Origin of the sequence: Alistipes sp. 56_sp_Nov_56_25 (assembly GCF_001915285.1) — a bacterium.
In the GTDB taxonomy this organism is placed as follows: Bacteria; Bacteroidota; Bacteroidia; order Bacteroidales; family Rikenellaceae; genus Alistipes; species Alistipes shahii.
In genome coordinates this window covers 40,386-59,344 of record NZ_MNQF01000065.1, presented here as the reverse complement: position 1 = coordinate 59,344, position 18,959 = coordinate 40,386, and the positions used below count along the sequence as shown (strand labels likewise).

The following is an 18,959-nucleotide window of genomic DNA, read 5'->3' as shown; positions in this document are numbered from 1 at the left end:
GTTGCACATGCACATGGACATCATCATCGTTCCGCGGTGTTCTCCGCGGCGCCGACAGTCGTATGTTGCAGGGCTGGTCATTCGCTTCTGTTGCTCTTACGGTGCAAATATAGGAAATTTTTTCGGAAATCCTCTTTTTCGGCCGGAATTTTGTTTTGCGTAAAAAAACGGGCTTTTTTTGTCATATAAATGAGCGGAATTTTGTAGTTGAGAAAATTATACTTAGTATTTGTCGCGAAGACAGAATGCATCACACATTTAGAAAATTACGATATGAAAAAACTTTGCACGGCTTTGATGGCGGTGGCTGTTGTCGCTTCCTCCTGTCAGAAGGATCTGGGCGGAAGCCCTGACAGTCCGGTTGTGCCGGGGGCTGTTCCCGCCGATTTCGACTGGAAAACGACCCGGAACGTGACCGTTTCGGTGTCGACGCCTGTCGTGGAAGGCGCGACGCCACCCTATGCCGTGATCCGCATTTACTCCTCGCCGATCCTTTCGGCGGAGAATCTGGCGGCCCGGGGCGTGGCGAAATCCGCTATGCCTTTCCGGTCGGCGTTCACACTGAACGCCGGGACCGAAAACCTCTATGTCCAGACCACCCTGCCCGACGGCACGAAGTCGGTGAAGATGGTCGGGGCGCACGGCACGGTAGCCGTGACGGGCGCTTCGATGAAGGCTGCCGCTGCGCCGAAGATGCGTCTGGCGGCGAACGCCCGGGTCGGGAGTTCGATGCCCGATTATCCGAAAATGGAGGCGCCTGATGCGGCGTCGTTCGATTCCAAAGCCGTGATCACTGCGATCGAGAGCGGCAAGAGCTACCAGCTGGGAGCCAGTTGGGCTTTTTACGCCGCTCCCGAATACCTGATCCCTGCCGGGGCGGAGGTTGCGGGCAAATTGGATCTCAACGGCGGGTTCAGCCCCTATCAGGCCCCGATCCTCTATGTCGCCGGCAAACTGACGCTTTCGTCGCTCAACATCGGACGGGCCAAACTGGCTGTATTGCCGGGCGGCGAGGTGAAGATCGGGACCCTGAAAATTCAGCCTTCCGCCGCCGACGGGGCTGCGGTCTACGTCTTTGCCGATGGCAAGCTGTCCGTCGGGAAACCCAATGTCAGCGGCAAATGCATCGTAAACAACGGTACGTTGACGGTCGATGGCAGCCTCGACATGAATAACGGTCTGACTGTCTACAACACGGCGACGGGCGTGCTGACCGTGACCGACGAGATGAAGGTTTCTAACTCCGCGCGGATCTACAACGACGGCGCCGTTACGGTCGACGATCTGAAAATCAATTCCGACGGCGAGTTCCACAACTGCGAGAACGCCCTGCTCGTCGTGAACGACGAGTGCGAGTTGGAGCGCAGTACGGCCATTTACCAGCGCGGCCGGGCTTCGATCGAAGAGATGACCGCCCGCGGTACGATCTGGGTGAACTGCCACACTTCGGTGAACGAGCTGGAGGCCCAGGGGGCGGAGTTCAATTTCAGCGCGAATGCCGGACTCGATGCCGGAAGGGTCGAATTCAACAATACGAACGTGTCGATGGCCCGAGGCGCGATCTTCACGATGGAGGAGTACAACGCCGACGAAAAGGGCGGCGGGAACAGATTCGCGTTTACCGGCGACGCCGATCCAAGGGCCGTGGTCCTGATTTCGGAGAAGGCGTATACCCGCAAAGGGCATGAAACCTATTTCTCGGGAGCGATCGAGGTCGTTTATGACAACGACCGGGATAAGGATTACACGATCCGGAAGGATTATCTGACCGACGGAGCCGTGATGTCGGCGTCGCAGACGACGATCATCGCAGAAAACGGCTGCAACGGCGGCAAGGACCCCGTAAATCCTGATCCGGAGCCGGAACCCGACGAGTATGCGAACGTTCCCGGACATACCTATACTTATTGCTTCGAGGACAACTGGCCGTGGCTGGGCGATTACGACATGAACGACGTGGTCATCGTGAGCCGTATCGACCGTATGATGTCGAAGGACGGCGGCAAGGTCTCGGCTCTTACGATCAACTGGGAACTGCGTGCTGCGGGAACCACCTACGACATCGCCGGAGCTGTGCAGATGGACAAGGTGCAGACGTCGGACGTGGCCGGCGTCGTCTCGTCGCACGAGGGCTTCGGCAGCGGTGCGTTCGCTTCGCGGGGACTTGACGCCGACAGCCCCTGTGCCGTGATTCCGTTCTTCAACAGGACGGAGGAGCTGTTGAGTGCCTCGAACACCTGGAAGGGACAGCCCGCCGCCGCAATCCGGAAACACACCACGACGGTGACCTTCTCGCAGCCGGTGGACATCGCCTCGGTACTGGATTCGGAGATGAATTTCTTCATCGCGCCGAAGCAGCGCACCAGCGAGATTCACATGCCGGGCTATGCGCCGACCGCTTCGGGGATTATCGGCAAGGGTTCGTTCCTGCCTTCGGATCCCTACAAGTTCTTCGTGACGGAGGGCGACCAGACCAAGAACAACTACATGATGTGGGCGCTGATGATTCCGGGCGAGTTCCGCTACCCTGCCGAGACGAACGACATCCGCGGCGTCTACGAATACTTCATGGCATGGGCCTCGTCCAACGGCGCGGAGCACGCGGAGTGGTATCTGGAGAGCGCCGATGCCGGTAGGATCTATTGAGAAAACGACCTGTTATGGGAAGAGGCTGCGAACGATTCGCAGCCTTTTTCGCATCCGGAAGATGCCGGCGGACCGAGGGCTGCGCGGGTATCGAGGACGGCCGGGCCGTGCGGGGCTTCCGCAGGCCCGGGGACCGCAGGCTTTGAAACTCCGCGGGAACCCGCGGCTTCGCTTCGCAGAGGTCTGCGGGCCTCGGGCGTCCGGCGGCCATGTCGTTTCCGGGCGTAAAAAAGCCCCGCAGTTCGGCTGCGGGGCTTTTTTACAGGCGTATTGCGAAACTCACGGTTTGCGGTCGATCAGTTCGATGCCCTTCCGGGTCCCCGCGCCGCGGAGTATCGTCCGGCAGAAGAGCCGGAGTTCCTCGCGGACCGTGCCGTTCAGGCGCAGGTCGAGGATCGTGTTCATCAACTGTTCGGCAAATGCCGGGGCGTCGATTTCGGGCAGCAGAAGCTGTTCCTGGCGGCAGGTTTCGAGGTAGTCGGTCAGTTCCCTGCGCCAGAATTCCCGGTGCTCGTCGTAGTGCTCCGCGAAGATGATCTTGCGGCTGATGTCCGACAGGAAACGGTGGTCTACCGTATAGAGGTTGTCGATGTATTCGTTCGTCAGCCAGAGCACCTTTTGCAGCGGATTGCCGCCGCGCCGTTTGCGGCAGGCGACGATGCGTTCCCGCTGCTGGTGGCTCATGGCGTCGAGGCATGCGCTTACGAGGTCATTCTTGTCGGTGAACATTTCGTACAGGGTGCGTTTCGAGATTCCCAGCGTCTGCGCGATCTCATCGACCCGGACGGCACGGATGCCGTTCCGGGCGATAAGCTCCTGCGTAGCGTGGATGATCTCCTCTTTGGTCACTCCCCGTTTCATTATTTTTCCTCCGTAATGTCACGTCCGCCGCCGAGAGCCTGGTAGAGGTTCACGGTTCCCTGGATTTCGTCGAAACGGTCTGCGATCTGCGACAGCTGTGCCGAAAGCAGCGATTGCTGTGCGGTCAGCACTTCGAGGTAGGTGGTCGAGCCGTGCTGCATCAGCAGTTCGGTCGACTCCACGGCGCGCTCCAGCGCTTCGATCTGCCGCACGCGGAGGTCCGCCTTGGCGCGGGCCGACTGGCACTGCGTGAGGGCGTTGTTGACCTCGGCGCCTGCGTTGAGCAGCGTCTGCTGGAACGACAGCTTCGATTCCTCCTGCTGCGCCTTGGCGATCTTCACGCGGGCACGGTTGGCGTTGGCGTTGAAGATCGGTTGCAGGAGCGATCCTGCGGCGTTCCAGATCAGCTTGCCGGGATTGACGATGCCTGCGCCGCTGTTGTTGGTCCAGCCCACTGTGCCGCTCAGCGTGATCGAGGGATAGAGGGCCGAACGGGCGCTCGCCGTGGCGTAGTACGACTGCATGAGCGAATACTCGGCCGAACGTACGTCGGGACGGTTCGAAAGCATCAGCAGGGGTACGCCGACCGTCAGGTCGTCGGGCAGCTGCTGGTTTTCGAGACGTCCGCGTGCGATGGTGTGCGGAACCTCTCCCAGCAGCGAGCAGAGCGAATTCTCGGCCTGCGTACGCTGGTAGCCCAGGTCGTGCAGCGATGCCTCGATGGCCAGCGTGTTGGCCTCGTACTGGGCCACTCCGGCCTCGTTGGCGTAGCCCGCCTCTTTCAGGGCGCGCATCGCCTCGACGCTCTGGCGCCATTTGGCGGCCGTCTCCTCCGTCACCTCGTACTGGCTGTCGAGCATCAGCAGCGTGTAGTAGAGATTGGCCACGCCCGAGATCAGCTGCGTCTTCACGGCCTGCTCGTACTCCTTGCTCTGGGCGTAGAGCGCCTTGGCCTTGCGCTTGGCGTTGGTCAGTCCGTTGAAGATGTCGATCTGCCAGCTGGCCGTCACGGGAATCGAATAGGTTTTCGCCGTCGGTCCGCCGTCGAAGCTGCTCAAGCTGCCCTGCGGGGCGAAGTTGAACGACGGCAGGTAGGCCAGACGCGCCGATTTAAGTGTCGCCTCGGCCTCCTTCACGCGCCAGCCTGCCGACAGCAGGTCGGTGTTGTTCTCCAGCGCAAGCGCGATAAGCGCCTGCAACTGGGGATCGGTGAACATTTCCTGCCAGCGGATGTCGCCCAGGGTGGTCGTGTCGGCGGTCTCCGCCGATCCGTACAGCCCTGCGGTCGTCACCTCGGGACGGGTATAGGGTTTGTAGATGCCGCAGCCGGTCAGCGCCGCCGCGGCGCATATAATCAGGATCTTTTTCATGTGTTACTCCTCCTCTTTCTCGTTTTTACACTCTTCCAGTTCGGCGCGCACGGCCCACTGCGGATCGGGATCGAATTCCAGGGGCTTGACTTTCTCCTGCAACGTCTGGAAGACGATGAACAGCGTCGGCACGAGGAACAGCAGCGCCAGCGTACCTACGATCATACCGCCGATGACACCTGCACCGAGGGTCGAGTTGCCGTTTGCGCCTACGCCGTGCGAGAGCACCAGCGGGATCATACCGAACACGCAGGTGAGGACGGTCATCAGAATGGGACGCAGACGGGCTTTGGCGGCCGACACGGCGGCCTGCGAGAGGCTCATGCCCGCGGCGCGGCGGTCGGCGGCGTACTCCGTGATCAGGATGGCCGTTTTCGACAACAGACCGATCAGCATGATGATACCCGTCTGGAGGTAGATGTTGTTCTCCAGTCCCATTATCTTGGCGAGCAGGAACGAACCCATCAGACCGCACGGAACCGACAGAATGACGGCGAACGGAATGAGGAAACTCTCGTACAGCGCGCTCAGGATGAGGTAGATCAGCAGGATACAGATACCGAAGATGATGACCGTGTTGCTGCCCGTCTGGGCCTCCTCGCGCGTGATGCCGTCGAACTCGTAACCGTAGCCCTTCGGAAGCACCTGCGCGGCCGTTTCCTGAATGGCCCGGATGGCGTCGCCCGACGAATAACCGTCGGCGGCCGTACCGTTCACGGCGATCGAACTGTACATGTTGAAGCGGTTCAGCACCTCGGAGCTGTAAACCCTCGTCAGGTTCACGAACTGGCCCAGGGGAGCCATCTCGCCGCTGCTCGAACGCACGTAGACGTTGTTGAGCGACTCGGTGTCGAGACGGTATTTCGGATCGGCCTGCATCGTCACATAGTACATTTTCGAGAACCGGTTGATGTTCGAAACGTACTGGCCGCCGTAGTAGCCTGCCAGCGTCGAGAGGATCGAGGTCGGCGATATGCCGGCACGCTTGGCCTTCGCCGCGTCGATGTCCACCATGTACTGCGGGAAGTTGATGTTGAAGGTCGAGTATGCGCGGGCGATCTCCGGACGCTGGTTCAGCGCGCCGATGAATTGCAGGTAAATATTGTAGAATTCGGTCAGGTCGCCGCCGGTCTTGTCCTGCAGGTGCATGGAGAAACCGGTCGAGGTTCCGTAACCCGAGATCATCGGCGGAGCCACGGCGAAGATCTGTGCGTCCTTGATGTCGGCGGTGCGGCCGTAAATCTGGCCGATGACGGCGTTCACGTCATCCTCCTTGTTCGGACGCTCGTCCCAGTCCTTGAGTTTGATGATGGCCATACCGTACGACGAACCCTGTCCGGCGATCATGCCGTAACCGGCCACCTGCATGTAGTCGCGAATCTGCGGAATGCCGTTGATGCGCTGCGAAACCTGCTCCATGACCTTGTGGGTCTCGGCGAGCGAGGAACCCGGGGCCGTGGTGACGTTGACCATGATCGTACCCTGGTCCTCGTCGGGAACCAGACCCGTCTTGGTGGTGTTCATCAGCAGAACCAGCGCCGCGATGGTCAGGCCGAGCGTCGACCACATCAGCCACTTGTGCTTGATGAAGAGCATCACGCCGTGCTTGTACTTGTTGACCAAGGCTCCGAATGCCGTGTTGAAGGCCTTGCGGAAACGCGCCGCGAAGTTGTCGCGCATCTCGCCGTTCTCGTCGAGGTACGGCTTCAGGATCATGGCGCAGAGCGCCGGCGACAGCGTAAGGGCGTTGACGGCCGAAAGACCCACGGCCACGGCCATCGTGATACCGAACTGCGTGTAGAAGACGCCCGACGTTCCGCCCATCATGGCGACGGGGATGAACACGGCCATGAAGACCAGCGTCGAGGTCACGATGGCCGACGTGATACCCGACATGGCGTCGATGGTCGCCATGTAGGAGGATTTGTAGCCCGCGTCGAAGCGTGCCTGCACGGCTTCGACGACGATGATGGCGTCGTCGACGACCGTACCGATCGCAAGAACCAGCGCGAAGAGGGTCAGCAGGTTGATCGAGAATCCGGCGAATGCGAGGAAGCCGAAGGTTCCGATCAGCGCCACGAGAATCGACACCGTGGGGATGAGCGTCGAGCGGATGTCCTGCAGGAAGACGTACACGACCAGGATCACGAGGAGGATGGCCTCGAACAGGGTCTTGACCACCTCTTTCATCGAGGCGTAGAGGAAGTCGTTCACGCTCTGGAGGTGTGCGACGGCGATGCCTTTCGGCAGTTCGGCCTGCACTTCGTCGAGCAGGGCGTTGACGTCGTTCACGACCTGCGTGGCGTTCGAACCGGCCGTCTGGAAGATCATCGTGCTGACGCCCGGATGGCCGTTGGTGTAACCTTTGTAAGCGTAGGATTCGCTGCCCAGTTCGATGTCGGCGATGTCCTTCAGACGTAGGAGCGTGCCGTCGGGCTTCGAGAGCAGCACGATTTCACCGAACTCTTCGGGCGTCTGGTGGCGTCCGCGGTATTTCATCGTGTACTGGAATGTGTTCTGGGAGTTCTCGCCCAGCGTACCGGTCGCCGACTCGATGTTCTGTTCGGCCAGCGCCGCCGTCACGTCCGACGGGATGAGCTTGTACTGGGCCATTACGTCGGGTTTCAGCCAGACGCGCATCGAGTAGTCGGCGCCGAGGGTGAACACCTCGCCGACGCCGCGGATACGCTGGATACGCGGCTCGACGTTGATCTTCAGGTAGTTCGACAGGAAGGTCTCGTCGTAGGAGTCGTCGGGGCTGTACAGCGAGAAGATCTTGACCATCGAGGTCTGGCGTTTCATGGTCGTCACACCGATCTGCGTGACCTCGGAAGGAAGCTGGCCGGTGGCGCGTGACACTTTGTTCTGCACGTTGACGGCCGCCATGTCGGCGTTGGTTCCCTGGCGGAAATAGATCGTCACGGAGGCGCTGCCGACGGCTGCGCTGGAGGTCATGTAGGTCATGTCCTCCACACCGTTGATGGCCTGTTCGAGCGGTACGATGACCGACTTCTGAATCGTTTCGGCGCTGGCTCCCGGATAGGAGGCGCGCACCATGACCGTCGGGGGCGCGATGTCGGGATACTGCTCGACGGGCAGTGTCGCCAGACCGATCAGACCGGCGATTACGATTACAATTGATATGACCGACGCCAATACGGGTCGTTCTATGAAATGCTTGAGTGTCATAGGTTATTCCTCCTTCTCGGTTTGGGTTTGAGCGGCGGACTCGTCGGTTGCGGGAGCTGCGGCAGCGGCTGCTGCGGCCTGGCCCTTCGGAACGATGGGCGTGCCTTCGCGCAGCAGACCCACGCCTTCGGCAACGATCACATCGCCCGGCACGAGTCCCGCGCGTGCTATATACTCGCGGCCGTTCGAGATCTTCTCGACGTCGATCATCGCCGAAGCGGCCTTGCCGTCCACCACTTTATATACATATACTTTGTCCTGGAGTTCGAACGTCGCGGCCTGCGGAACGGCGATACAATCCTTGTAGATGCTCGGCAGGATGACGTTGCCCGCGCCGCCGCTGTGCAGCAGCCCGTTCGGGTTGGGGAACGCCGCGCGCAGCGACACGCTGCCCGTCGAGGTGTCGATGACGCCGCTGATCGACTCCACGCGGCCCGTCTGGTCGTAGGTCGAACCGTCGCTGAGCTGCAACTGTACGCCCGGCATGCTCTTGAGCGTTTCGGCGATCGAGCCGTACTGGCGTGTCAGGGCCAGGAGCTGGTTTTCGGTCATCGAGAAGTAGACGTACATCTCCGAGTTGTCCGATACGGTGGTCAGCGGCTGCGGGATCGAAGCGCTCACCAGCGCGCCGACGCGGTACGGCAGCGTTCCCACCACGCCGTCGGTCGGAGCCTTCACGACCGTGTAGGAGAGGTTGTTGGCGGCGTTCACGCGCTGTGCCTCGGCCTGTGCGAGCTGGGCCTTGGCTGTCAGCAGGTTGTTGTTGGCCGTCGAGAGGTCGAACTGCGAAACGACGTTGCGGGCGAAAAGCTCCTTCTTGCTGTCGTAGGTGAGCTGTGCGGTGGCTACGCCGGCTTTGGCGGCCTCGACGTTGGCCTCGGCGGTCTGCAAGGCGGCTTTGTAGGGAACCTGGTCGATGATGAAAAGGGTCTGTCCCTTGGCGACTTTCTGACCTTCGTTGACGCAGAGCTGTGAGATCGTTCCCGAAACCTGCGGATAGATTGCGATGTCCTGACGGCCGCGGATCGTCGCCGAGTAGTTGCTCGGGATTTCCCGGTCGGTGGTGGCGATGGTCATTACGGCGTATTCGCCGGGGCCCATTGTCATCGGAGCCTGTTTGCATCCGACGGCCGCCATGCAGCATGCCAAAACGGCAGCTTTCACAAATGTTTGCTTCATAACAATTCCTTTAACTGATTGGACTAAAAAACTTTTTCAGGTGCAAAAGTATTTTAAAAACGGTATCAATGTACCCTTTATTGCGAACAGAATTGGTACTTTTCGGAATAAAAATGGAACATTTATCGAAAATTTCATTATTTTTGTTCGAAAAAAGAATTGTATGCCACAGGTCAATCCGCTAATCACTACTCCCGAGGAGCAATTTGTTGTGGGCGAATCCGATTTCGCCTTTTTCGGCAATTACGCCTGCCGTGTGGAAGGAGGTGCGATTCTCTTCTGTCGCAGTGGCAGCGCCGACGCCACCGTCAACCAGTACCAGGGGCAGGTGCGCCGCAATACGATGGTGCTGCTGCTGCCCGGATCTATCTTCATGCTCACCGACCGCACGGAGGATTTCAGGGCGGCCTACTGCTCGTTTTCGCTGGATCTCTTTTCCGAGGCGGCCTTCCGGATGGACCCTTCGTTTTTCCACGCCCTGCGCGAGCGTCCGATCTCCCATCCGCCCCAGCGGATCGTCGAGGGGGCTTCGATCTGGCTCCAGATGGCGGCCTACACCTACCGCGACCGCGGCAACGTGTTCCGCAATACGATCATCAAGAACCGTTTGCAGAATCTGCTGCTGGAGAGTTACGACAAGATGCAGCGTTTCGCAGCCCGGCAGCACCGCGTGCCGGAGACGACCACGCGGCAGTCGGAGCTGTTCCACCGTTTCGTCGCTCTCGTGCACGAGCATTGCGCCCAGGAGCGCGAAGTGTCGTTTTACGCCGACAAACTCTGCATTTCGACCCGTTACCTGTCGACCATCGTGCGCAGCGTGGCGCACAGTTCGGCCAAGGAGTTCATCGACCGTTCGGTGATGCTGGAGATCAAGATGATGCTCCAGTCGACCGACCTTTCGGTGCAGGAGATCGCCTACCGGCTCCGGTTTCCCGACCAGTCCTACCTCGGGCGTTTTTTCAAGAAGCACGCGGGGGAATCGCCCACCGAGTACCGCAACAACAAAAAATAGGTATCCGGGTTTCGGACTTTTGTCCGCTCCGGGCGGTAAATTCTGCGTCCGGGACGGTTTGTGTCCCTGCGTAGTCCGGCCCGCAGCAGCCGGAACGCTTTGAACGGGCCTCGCCGCATGCCCTGAACGGGCGCGCCCGCTTCGCATTTCTGTCCTACCTCTGTACCATTCGGTCCGAATCCGCGCTCCGCCTCCCGCGCCGGGAACAACCTCCCGGATTTTTCGGTAACTTTTAGGCCGTAAACGGGACCTGATTGGACCCGGAATTGCACGGGATTCGTAAAATGACCAAAAACACAGCGATTATGAGCAAGACAGTTGAAATTTTAGGGGAGCAGGCCGGCTACTACCTCTCCCACGTATGCCGCACCATCGACAAAAAGTCGTTGTACCTGCCGGGACCCGACACCGTGGACCGCATCTGGGCCGAATCCGACCGCAGCGTCCGTACGCTGGGCAGTCTGCAATGGATTCTCTCCAACGGACGGCTGGGCGGCACGGGCTATGTCTCGATCCTGCCCGTGGATCAGGGCATCGAGCACTCCGCGGGGGCTTCGTTCGCCCCGAACCCCGCCTATTTCGATCCGGAAAACATCGTCAGACTCGCCGTCGAGGGCGGCTGCAATGCCGTCGCCTCGACTTTCGGCGTGCTGGGAGCCGTGGCGCGCAAATACGCGCACAAAATTCCCTTCATCGTCAAAATCAACCACAACGAGCTGCTGTCCTACCCCAACACCTACGACCAGGTGTTGTTCGGCACGGTGCGCGATGCCTGGAACATGGGCGCCGCAGCCGTCGGGGCCACGATTTACTTCGGTTCGCCGGAGAGCCGCCGGCAGCTGGTCGAGATCGCCCGCGCGTTCGACCTGGCGCACGAACTGGGCATGGCGACGATCCTGTGGTGCTACCTGCGCAACGAGGGTTTCAGGAAGGAGGGTGCCGACTACCACGCTTCGGCCGATCTCACGGGGCAGGCCGACCACCTCGGTGTGACGATCAAGGCCGACATCGTGAAACAGAAACTCCCGTCGAACAACGGCGGTTTCCGGGCCGTCGGCTTCGGCAAGACCAGCGACAAGGTCTACACCGAGCTGACTTCGGACCACCCCATCGACCTCTGCCGCTATCAGGTGGCCAACGGCTATATGGGCCGCGTGGGCCTGATCAACTCGGGCGGCGAGTCGCGCGGGGCCTCGGACTTGCAGGAGGCCGTCACGACGGCCGTGATCAACAAGCGCGCCGGGGGCATGGGGCTTATCAGCGGCCGCAAGGCCTTCCAGCGTCCGATGAAGGACGGCATCGCCCTGCTGCACGCCATTCAGGACGTTTACCTCGACGATGAAGTGACCATCGCATAATATCCGGGTCCCCGAAGACGTTTTTATATTAAAAAAGTGCAACTATGAAAATAACGCTATTCGGCACGCAGCCCTACGACCGGGAGTCGTTCGACCGCATCCGCGACACCTACGGGTTCGACATCTGCTACCACCGCAGCCACCTGAACGCCAATAACGTGGCCCTTGCGCAGGGTTCCGATGCGGTCTGCATCTTCGTCAACGACACGGCCGACGCCGGGACCATCCGCCAGTTGGCCGGGATGGGCGTGAAGCTGATCGCGCTGCGCTGTGCGGGCTTCAACAACGTCGACCTGAACGCCGCGGCCCGTTACGGGATTCCCGTGGTGCGGGTTCCGGCCTATTCGCCGCACGCCGTGGCGGAACACGCCGTGGCGCTGATGCTGGCGCTCAACCGCAAGATACACCGCGCCTACTGGCGCACGCGCGACGGCAACTTCTCGCTCCACGGGCTGATGGGCTTCGACATGTACGGCAAGACCGCAGGGATCGTCGGCACGGGCAGGATCGCCCGCGAGCTGATCCGCATTCTCAAGGGGTTCGGCATGGAGGTCGTGGCCAACGATCTGTTTCCCGATCCGCAGTACGCCGCGGAGGCGGGCATCACCTACGTGCCGCTCGACGAGCTTTACGCCCGTGCGGACATCGTTTCGCTCCACTGTCCGCTGACCGACCGGACGCGCTACATGATCGGCGACGCGGCCATTTCGCGCATGAAACCGGGCGTGATCCTCATCAACACGGGCCGCGGTCAGCTGATCCATACCGAGGCGCTGATCGACGGACTGAAAGAGAAGAAGATCGGCGCTGCCGGACTGGACGTATACGAGGAGGAGGCCGGGTACTTCTACGAGGACACTTCCGACCGCATCATGGACGACGACGTGCTGGCGCGCCTGCTGTCGTTCAACAACGTGATCGTCACCTCGCATCAGGGCTTCTTCACACGTGAAGCAGTGGATAATATAGCACGCACCACGATGCAGAACATCAAGGACTTCAGCGAATGCCGGCGTCTGGAGAACGAGGTGCGCGCCGAACCGGAAAACGCAGTCGGACAGTTATGAAAAAGATCGTTTTGCTCCGCCACGGCGAGAGCGTCTGGAACAGGGAAAACCGGTTCACGGGGTGGACCGATGTGGATTTGAGCGAGAAGGGCGTCGCCGAGGCCGTCAAAGCCGGGGAGACGCTCCGCAAGGAGGGTTTTCATTTCGGCCGCGCCTATACCTCCTATCTGAAACGGGCCGTGAAGACCCTCGACGTCGTGCTCGACAGGATGGACCGGGACTGGATTCCGGTGACGAAGACCTGGCGGCTCAACGAGAAGCACTACGGCATGCTTCAGGGATTGAACAAACGCGATACGGCCGAAAAATACGGTGACGAGCAGGTGTACGTCTGGCGCCGCAGCTACGACGTGGCCCCCGCGCCGCTTCCGGAGGACGATCCCCGCAATCCGCGCTTCGATCCCCGTTACGCCGGGATTCCCGACGCCGCGCTGCCCCGCACCGAGTCGTTGAAAGACACCGTGGCCCGCACGATGCCCTACTGGGAGTGCGAGATACTCCCGGCGCTGGCCCGCCACGACGAACTGCTGGTGGTGGCTCACGGCAACAGCCTGCGGGGCATCATCAAGAACCTGAAAGGGATTTCGGACGAGGCCATTTCGGAGTTCAACCTTCCGACTGCCGTGCCCTACGTCTTCGAATTCGACGAGGGGTTGGGCTGTGTGAAGGACTATTTCCTGGGCGACCCGGCCGAGATCGCCTCCCTGATGGAGGCCGTCGCCAATCAGGGCCGGCGGGGCTGACCCCCCCCCTCACTTCCGGTGTGCGAGACGCCGGTTTCGGAGGCAGTCGTCTGCCGATCCGTTTTTGATCCGGTTCTGTGTCTGGGGCGCAGAACCGGTTTTGCGTGCAGACGGTCTTCACCCGACCGAAAATGACGCCGCTCCGTAATAATGGTATGCCGAACCGTAATCGGGGTACGGAACCGTTGCGCGAAATACCCTATTTTTGCATCGTGAAACCATTCTTTTGAACCGATGAAACGAATCCTCTTCGCGGCCCTAACCGCCGCAGCCCTTTTTTCGGGCGGAATCCTGCAATCCTTAAATGCTCAAAATATGGAAATACCGAAAAAAGTCAGCCCGTTTCCCGTGGGCGACAAACTGCCGGAACAGTTTTCGAAGTACTTTGTCGGGCAGGCCTGGCTCGCTCCGCTGACGGACGACAAGCGGCTGAACGCGCCCGTGTCGAACGTCACCTTTTCGCCCGGATGCCGCAACAACTGGCACAGCCATACGGGCGGCCAGCTCCTGATAGCCGTCGGGGGCCGGGGCTATTATCAGGAGAAGGGCCGTCCGGCCCGGGCGTTGCTTCCGGGCGACATCGTGGAGATCGCGCCCGACGTGGTCCACTGGCACGGCGCGGCTCCCGACAGCTGGTTCTCGCATCTGGCCGTCGCGTGCAATCCCGCGACCAACGAGAACACATGGCTCGAACCGGTCGACGACGCGCAATATGCGGCAGCGACGGCTTCCGTCCCGGCTCCGGCCTCCCGCCTGGGCGAAGACGCCCGACGCCGCCTGGCCGAATTGTTTCCGGGCGGAATACCGGAACTTGGGGATGCGGACCCCGAATTATTTGAAATTTTTGGTAACTTTGCGCTCGGCGAAGTGACCGCCTACGGCCAGCTCGACACGCGGACGCGCATGCTGTGCATCCTGGCCTCGAACATCGCCTCGCAGGGCCGGACCGCCTACCGGACGACGCTCGAAGGCGCGCTGAACGCCGGAGTGACGCCCGTCGAGGTGAAGGAGACGCTTTATCAGGCCGTTCCCTACGTCGGCATGGCGAAGGTCGCCGACTTCGTAGGGATTACCAACGAGGTGCTGGAGGCGCGCGGCGTGACGCTGCCGCTTGCGGGGCAGTCGACGACCTCGTCCGCGGACCGCTTCGAAAAGGGGCTGGCGGTGCAGCGGTCGATTTTCGGCGCGGAGCGTATCGACGGGATGCGCGAGGCGGCCCCCGCGAACCAGAAGCACATCCAACGTTACCTGTCGGACAACTGCTTCGGCGATTTCCTGACCCGCGGAGGCCTGGACGTGAAGATGCGCGAGCTGCTGACCTTCTCGATGCTCGTCTCGCTCGGGGGCTGCGAATCGCAGGTGAAGGGCCACATCGCCGGAAATGCGAACATAGGCAACGACAAGGCCACCCTGCTGGCCGTCGTGACCCAGTTGCTGCCCTATATCGGTTATCCCCGCACGCTGAACGGCATTGCGTGCCTGAACGAAGTTTTGCCGGAAAAATAAAAAAGTAGTGAGGTATGGAATACGTAAAATTGAACAACGGCGTCGAAATGCCGGTCCTCGGCTTCGGCGTTTATCAGATTTCGGACCCGGAGGTTTGCGAACGGGCGGTCGGCGACGCCCTGAAGATCGGTTACCGTTCGATCGACACCGCCGCGGCCTATGGCAACGAGGAGGCCGTGGGACGTGCCGTCCGTCGCAGCGGCGTTCCCCGCGAAGAGCTGTTCATCACCACGAAACTGTGGATCAGCGACGCGGGTTATGAGCCTGCCAGAAAGGCGTTCGAGGAGTCGATGTCGAAGCTGGGGCTGGACTATCTGGACCTCTATCTGATCCACCAGCCTTACGGCGACGTCTACGGTTCGTGGCGCGCCATGGAGGAGCTTTACCGCGAGGGCCGCATCCGCGCCATCGGTGTGTCGAACTTCTACCCCGACCGCCTTCAGGACCTGATTCTGCACAACGAGGTCGCGCCGGCGGTCAATCAGGTCGAAACCCATCCGTTCCACCAGCAGACCGCCGCCGCGGAGTTCATGCGCACGAAGGGCGTGCAGATCGAGTCGTGGGCGCCTTTCGCCGAGGGCAAGAACGGGCTGTTCTCGAACGAAGTCCTGCTGGCGGTCGCTGCCCGGTACAAAAAGACGGTGGCGCAGGTGGTGCTGCGCTGGCTGATTCAGCGCGGTGTGGTCTGCATTCCCAAGTCGGTGCATGCGGAGCGTATCGCGGAGAATTTCGACGTGTTCGGCTTCGCGCTCGACGCCGAGGACATGGCCGTGATCGCCTCGCTGGACCGTCCGGAGAGCAGTTTTCTGGATCACCGCGATCCCGAAACGGTTGAATGGTTGAGTAATTTGCATTGAAATCAATCCGCTGGCCCTGTTCGCCGCCGGTGGCGTCGCTCCCGAATCCGGTCCACCTCCAAACCCCCGTCTCGGGCGGCCCGGCGGCCACGGCGACGGTCCGAGACGACATGAGTTCCGAAATAAATTCACTTGATTCAGACTTGAATCTATGTTACGAAAAATCAGAATTGCGGCCGCGGCCTTTTTCTTCGTGCTGACGACGCTGCTGTTCCTCGATTTTACCGGAACGCTTCACGCGTGGTTCGGCTGGATGGCGAAAATCCAGTTCCTGCCCGCCCTGCTGGCCCTGAATGTCGGCGTCGTGGCGTTCCTGGTGATCCTGACGCTTCTTTTCGGCCGCGTGTACTGTTCGGTCATCTGCCCGCTGGGGGTGATGCAGGACATCGTTTCGTGGGCCTCCGGGAAGCGCAGAAAGCACCGGAACCGCTTCGCGTACTCCCCCGCCCTCACCTGGCTGCGCCGGGGGATGCTCGTCGTGTTCGTCGCCGCGATGCTGGCGGGTGTCGGTTCGCTGCTCGCGCCTTACAGCGCCTACGGCCGCATCGCCTCGAACCTGCTGGCCCCGGTCTACGCGTGGGGCAACAACCTGCTGGCATACATCGCCGGGCGCATGGACAGCTACGCCTTCTATTCGGTCGACGTCTGGATGAAGAGCCTCTCCACGCTGCTTGTTGCCGTCGTGACGTTCGCCGTGCTGTTTGTTCTTGCGTGGCGCAGCGGCCGCACCTATTGTAATACGATCTGTCCGGTGGGCACGGTGCTGGGATTCCTCGCCCGCTACTCGCTGTTCAAACCGCGTTTCGACACCTCGAAGTGCAACGGATGCAAGCTCTGCGCCCGCAACTGCAAGGCGTCGTGTATCGACCCTGCGGCGCATAAAATTGATTACAGCCGTTGCGTGGCCTGTATGGACTGCCTCGAAAACTGCCGCCAGGGGGCCATCACCTATACGCTGCGGCGGCGGAAACCGGACCCGGCTCCCGCGCCGCAGAGACCGGCGGCCGACGCCGCAAAGACGCCTTCCGACGCTTCGCGCCGCCGGTTCCTCGGCCTGGCGGACATCGTGGCCTACTCCGCGCTCCGGGCGCAGGAGAAGAAGGTCGACGGCGGGCTGGCGGTGATCGTCGACAAGAAGATTCCGAACCGTGCCACGCCCGTCGTTCCGCCCGGAGCGCAGAGCCTGCGGCACTTCAACGCCCATTGCACGGGATGCCAGTTGTGTGTTTCGGTGTGTCCCAATCAGGTGTTGCGTCCGTCGGGCAAGCTGATGACCCTCATGCAGCCCGAAATGTCGTTCGAGCGCGGATACTGCCGTCCGGAGTGCACGAAGTGCGCCGAGGTGTGCCCCACGGGCGCCATCCGCCTGACCGACCTCGCCGGGAAATCGTCGATCCAGATCGGCCATGCGGTGTGGATTGCGGAGAATTGCGTGGTCAATACCGACGGCGTCAGCTGCAACAACTGTGCGCGCCATTGTCCCGCCGGAGCGATCAAGATGGTGCGCCGGGACCCCGACGACCCCAAGTCGCCGCGCATCCCCGCCGTGAACGAAGAACGCTGCATCGGCTGCGGGGCCTGCGAGAATCTCTGTCCGGCGCGTCCGTTCAGCGCCATTTATGTCGAAGGCCATTCGCGCCACAGAATCGTCTAAACGCAAGAAAAAAATGGAGAAGAAAAAGATAGACCGCCGGAAATTCCTCAAAACGTTCGGTGTCGGCGCGGCCGCCGCAACGGCTGGGCTTTACGGCTGTAAGACGAAAGGTACGGCGCCGAGCGCTGCCGCCGCGGGTGAGGTCCCGACCGATCGGATGACCTTCCGGACCTGCCCCTCGACGGGCGACCGCGTGTCGCTGCTGGGCTACGGCTGCATGCGCTGGCCCCTGCTGGAGTCGCCGGCGGCCGACGGCAACCCGATCGACCAGGAGGCCGTCAACGAGCTGGTCGATTATGCCATCGCCCACGGGGTCAACTATTTCGACACGGCCCCCGTCTACATACAGGGCTTTTCCGAAAAATCGACGGGTATCGCCCTCAAACGCCATCCGCGCGAGAAGGTGTTCATCGCCACGAAGATGTCCAATCACCGTATGGCAGGGCGGGGAATGTCTCCCGCTCGGATATTCAAGGATTCGGAGGAGATGTACCGGCGGTCGCTTCGCGACTTGCAAACGGATTATCTGGATTACTATCTGCTGCACGCTGTGGGCGGCGACAAGGGCATCGAGACGTTCAACGAACGTTTTATCGACTGCGGCGTGCTCGACTTTCTGCTGCGCGAGCGCGAGGCCGGGCGCATCCGCAACCTCGGGTGGTCGTTCCACGGCGATCAGAAGGTCTTCGACCACCTGCTGGCCATGCACGACAGCGGCGAGGCGCGGTGGGATTTCGTCCAGATCCAGATGAACTACGTCGACTGGAAGCATGCTTCGGACAGAAACGTCAATGCCGAATATCTCTACGGCGAGCTGGAGAAGCGCGGCATCCCGGCCGTGATCATGGAGCCGCTGCTCGGCGGGCGCCTTTCGCGGCTGAACGACCATCTGGTCGAACGGCTCAAGGAGCGCCGTCCGACCGAGAGCACCGCTTCGTGGGCCTTCCGCTACGCGGGTTCCTGGCCCGGAGTGCTGACTGTGTTGAGCGGCATGACCTACATGGAGCACCTTCAGGACAATATCCGCACCTATTCGCCGCTCGAACCCTGCACCGGCGAGGAACTGGCGTTGCTCGAAGATACCGCGCAGCTGATGCTCAAATACCCCACCGTGCCCTGCACCGAGTGCCAGTACTGCATGCCCTGCCCCTATGGGCTGGACATCCCGGCGATCTTCGCCCACTACAACCGCTGCGAGAACGAAGGCAATGTGCCCAAGGACCGGCAGGACCCCGGCTACCGGGAGGCCCGCCGGGCGTTCCTCATCGGTTACGACCGCTCGGTTCCCAAACTCCGGCAGGCGAGCCATTGCATCGGCTGCAACCAGTGCGTGTCGCACTGCCCGCAGTCGATCAAGATTCCGCAGCAGCTGCGGCGCATCGACCGTTTCGTCGAGCAGCTCAAGCAGGGTACGCTCTGATTCCGGCTTGCGAGGCCCCTCTGATAAGGAGGGGCTTTTTTTACCAAATGTTAACTTTCGCCCGGCCGGAAGCGAGTATCTTTGCACTCCAAAAAAC

At 61.1% G+C, this 18,959-nt stretch carries 12 protein-coding genes and 2 pseudogenes; 10 read left to right on the top strand and 4 right to left on the bottom strand.

Annotated features, from left to right (window positions below):
* Positions 1 to 273: 273 nt before the first annotated feature.
* The gene (locus BHV64_RS12265) at positions 274 to 2,646 is read left to right on the top strand and encodes an LruC domain-containing protein (protein WP_288116107.1); all 2,373 of its coding nucleotides are present in this window, start codon (positions 274 to 276) and stop codon (positions 2,644 to 2,646) included.
* Positions 2,647 to 2,925: 279 nt separating this feature from the next.
* Here the strand turns inward: BHV64_RS12265 and BHV64_RS12260 are convergent, their stop codons facing one another.
* The 4 genes from BHV64_RS12260 to BHV64_RS12245 are packed head-to-tail and all read right to left on the bottom strand — an operon-like array spanning position 2,926 to position 9,245.
* Positions 2,926 to 3,507 (bottom strand): TetR/AcrR family transcriptional regulator, encoded by a 582-nt coding sequence (locus tag BHV64_RS12260; protein WP_288116106.1) that lies wholly within the window; start codon positions 3,505 to 3,507, stop codon positions 2,926 to 2,928.
* The gene (locus BHV64_RS12255; protein ID WP_195580134.1) at positions 3,507 to 4,877 is read right to left on the bottom strand and encodes a TolC family protein; all 1,371 of its coding nucleotides are present in this window, start codon (positions 4,875 to 4,877) and stop codon (positions 3,507 to 3,509) included. The genes BHV64_RS12260 and BHV64_RS12255 overlap by 1 nt, the downstream gene beginning before the upstream one ends.
* A 3-nt stretch (positions 4,878 to 4,880) precedes the next feature.
* On the bottom strand, positions 4,881 to 8,066 hold the full coding sequence (locus BHV64_RS12250; protein WP_217727527.1) for an efflux RND transporter permease subunit: 3,186 nt from the start codon (positions 8,064 to 8,066) through the stop codon (positions 4,881 to 4,883).
* A 3-nt stretch (positions 8,067 to 8,069) separates the two neighbouring features.
* Positions 8,070 to 9,245, bottom strand: coding sequence for an efflux RND transporter periplasmic adaptor subunit (locus BHV64_RS12245; RefSeq protein WP_217727526.1), 1,176 nt, complete (start codon positions 9,243 to 9,245; stop codon positions 8,070 to 8,072).
* A gap of 163 nt (positions 9,246 to 9,408) precedes the next feature.
* Here BHV64_RS12245 and BHV64_RS12240 point away from each other — a divergent pair, with 163 nt between their 5' ends.
* The 9 genes and pseudogenes from BHV64_RS12240 (at position 9,409) to BHV64_RS12205 (ending at position 18,862) form a co-directional block, all read left to right on the top strand.
* Positions 9,409 to 10,257, top strand: coding sequence for an AraC family transcriptional regulator (locus BHV64_RS12240; protein ID WP_149886049.1), 849 nt, complete (start codon positions 9,409 to 9,411; stop codon positions 10,255 to 10,257).
* Between the two features lie 305 nt (positions 10,258 to 10,562).
* Positions 10,563 to 11,615, top strand: coding sequence for a class I fructose-bisphosphate aldolase (locus BHV64_RS12235; protein WP_015546201.1), 1,053 nt, complete (start codon positions 10,563 to 10,565; stop codon positions 11,613 to 11,615).
* 44 nt (positions 11,616 to 11,659) lie between these two features.
* Positions 11,660 to 12,682 carry a 2-hydroxyacid dehydrogenase gene (locus BHV64_RS12230; protein WP_217727525.1) on the top strand — a complete coding sequence of 341 codons (1,023 nt, stop codon included), beginning with the start codon at positions 11,660 to 11,662 and terminating at the stop codon, positions 12,680 to 12,682.
* On the top strand, positions 12,679 to 13,425 hold the full coding sequence (gpmA, locus tag BHV64_RS12225; RefSeq protein ID WP_015546199.1) for a 2,3-diphosphoglycerate-dependent phosphoglycerate mutase: 747 nt from the start codon (positions 12,679 to 12,681) through the stop codon (positions 13,423 to 13,425). Before BHV64_RS12230 ends, gpmA begins: the two co-directional genes overlap by 4 nt.
* Before the next feature lie 234 nt (positions 13,426 to 13,659).
* A complete protein-coding gene (locus BHV64_RS12220) occupies positions 13,660 to 14,931 on the top strand; it encodes a cupin domain-containing carboxymuconolactone decarboxylase family protein (RefSeq protein ID WP_195285060.1) in 1,272 nt (423 codons plus the stop codon).
* Positions 14,932 to 14,945: 14 nt separating this feature from the next.
* Positions 14,946 to 15,788 carry an aldo/keto reductase gene (locus BHV64_RS12215; RefSeq protein WP_015546198.1) on the top strand — a complete coding sequence of 281 codons (843 nt, stop codon included), beginning with the start codon at positions 14,946 to 14,948 and terminating at the stop codon, positions 15,786 to 15,788.
* A 151-nt stretch (positions 15,789 to 15,939) separates the two neighbouring features.
* A pseudogene (locus tag BHV64_RS13355) lies at positions 15,940 to 16,750 on the top strand (4Fe-4S binding protein); the annotation flags it as partial.
* Positions 16,751 to 16,815: 65 nt separating this feature from the next.
* Positions 16,816 to 17,442 (top strand): annotated as a pseudogene (locus BHV64_RS13350) (4Fe-4S dicluster domain-containing protein); the annotation flags it as partial.
* 13 nt (positions 17,443 to 17,455) lie between these two features.
* Positions 17,456 to 18,862, top strand: a complete 1,407-nt coding sequence (locus tag BHV64_RS12205; protein ID WP_288116105.1) for an aldo/keto reductase — start codon at positions 17,456 to 17,458, stop codon at positions 18,860 to 18,862.
* Positions 18,863 to 18,959: the final 97 nt, after the last annotated feature.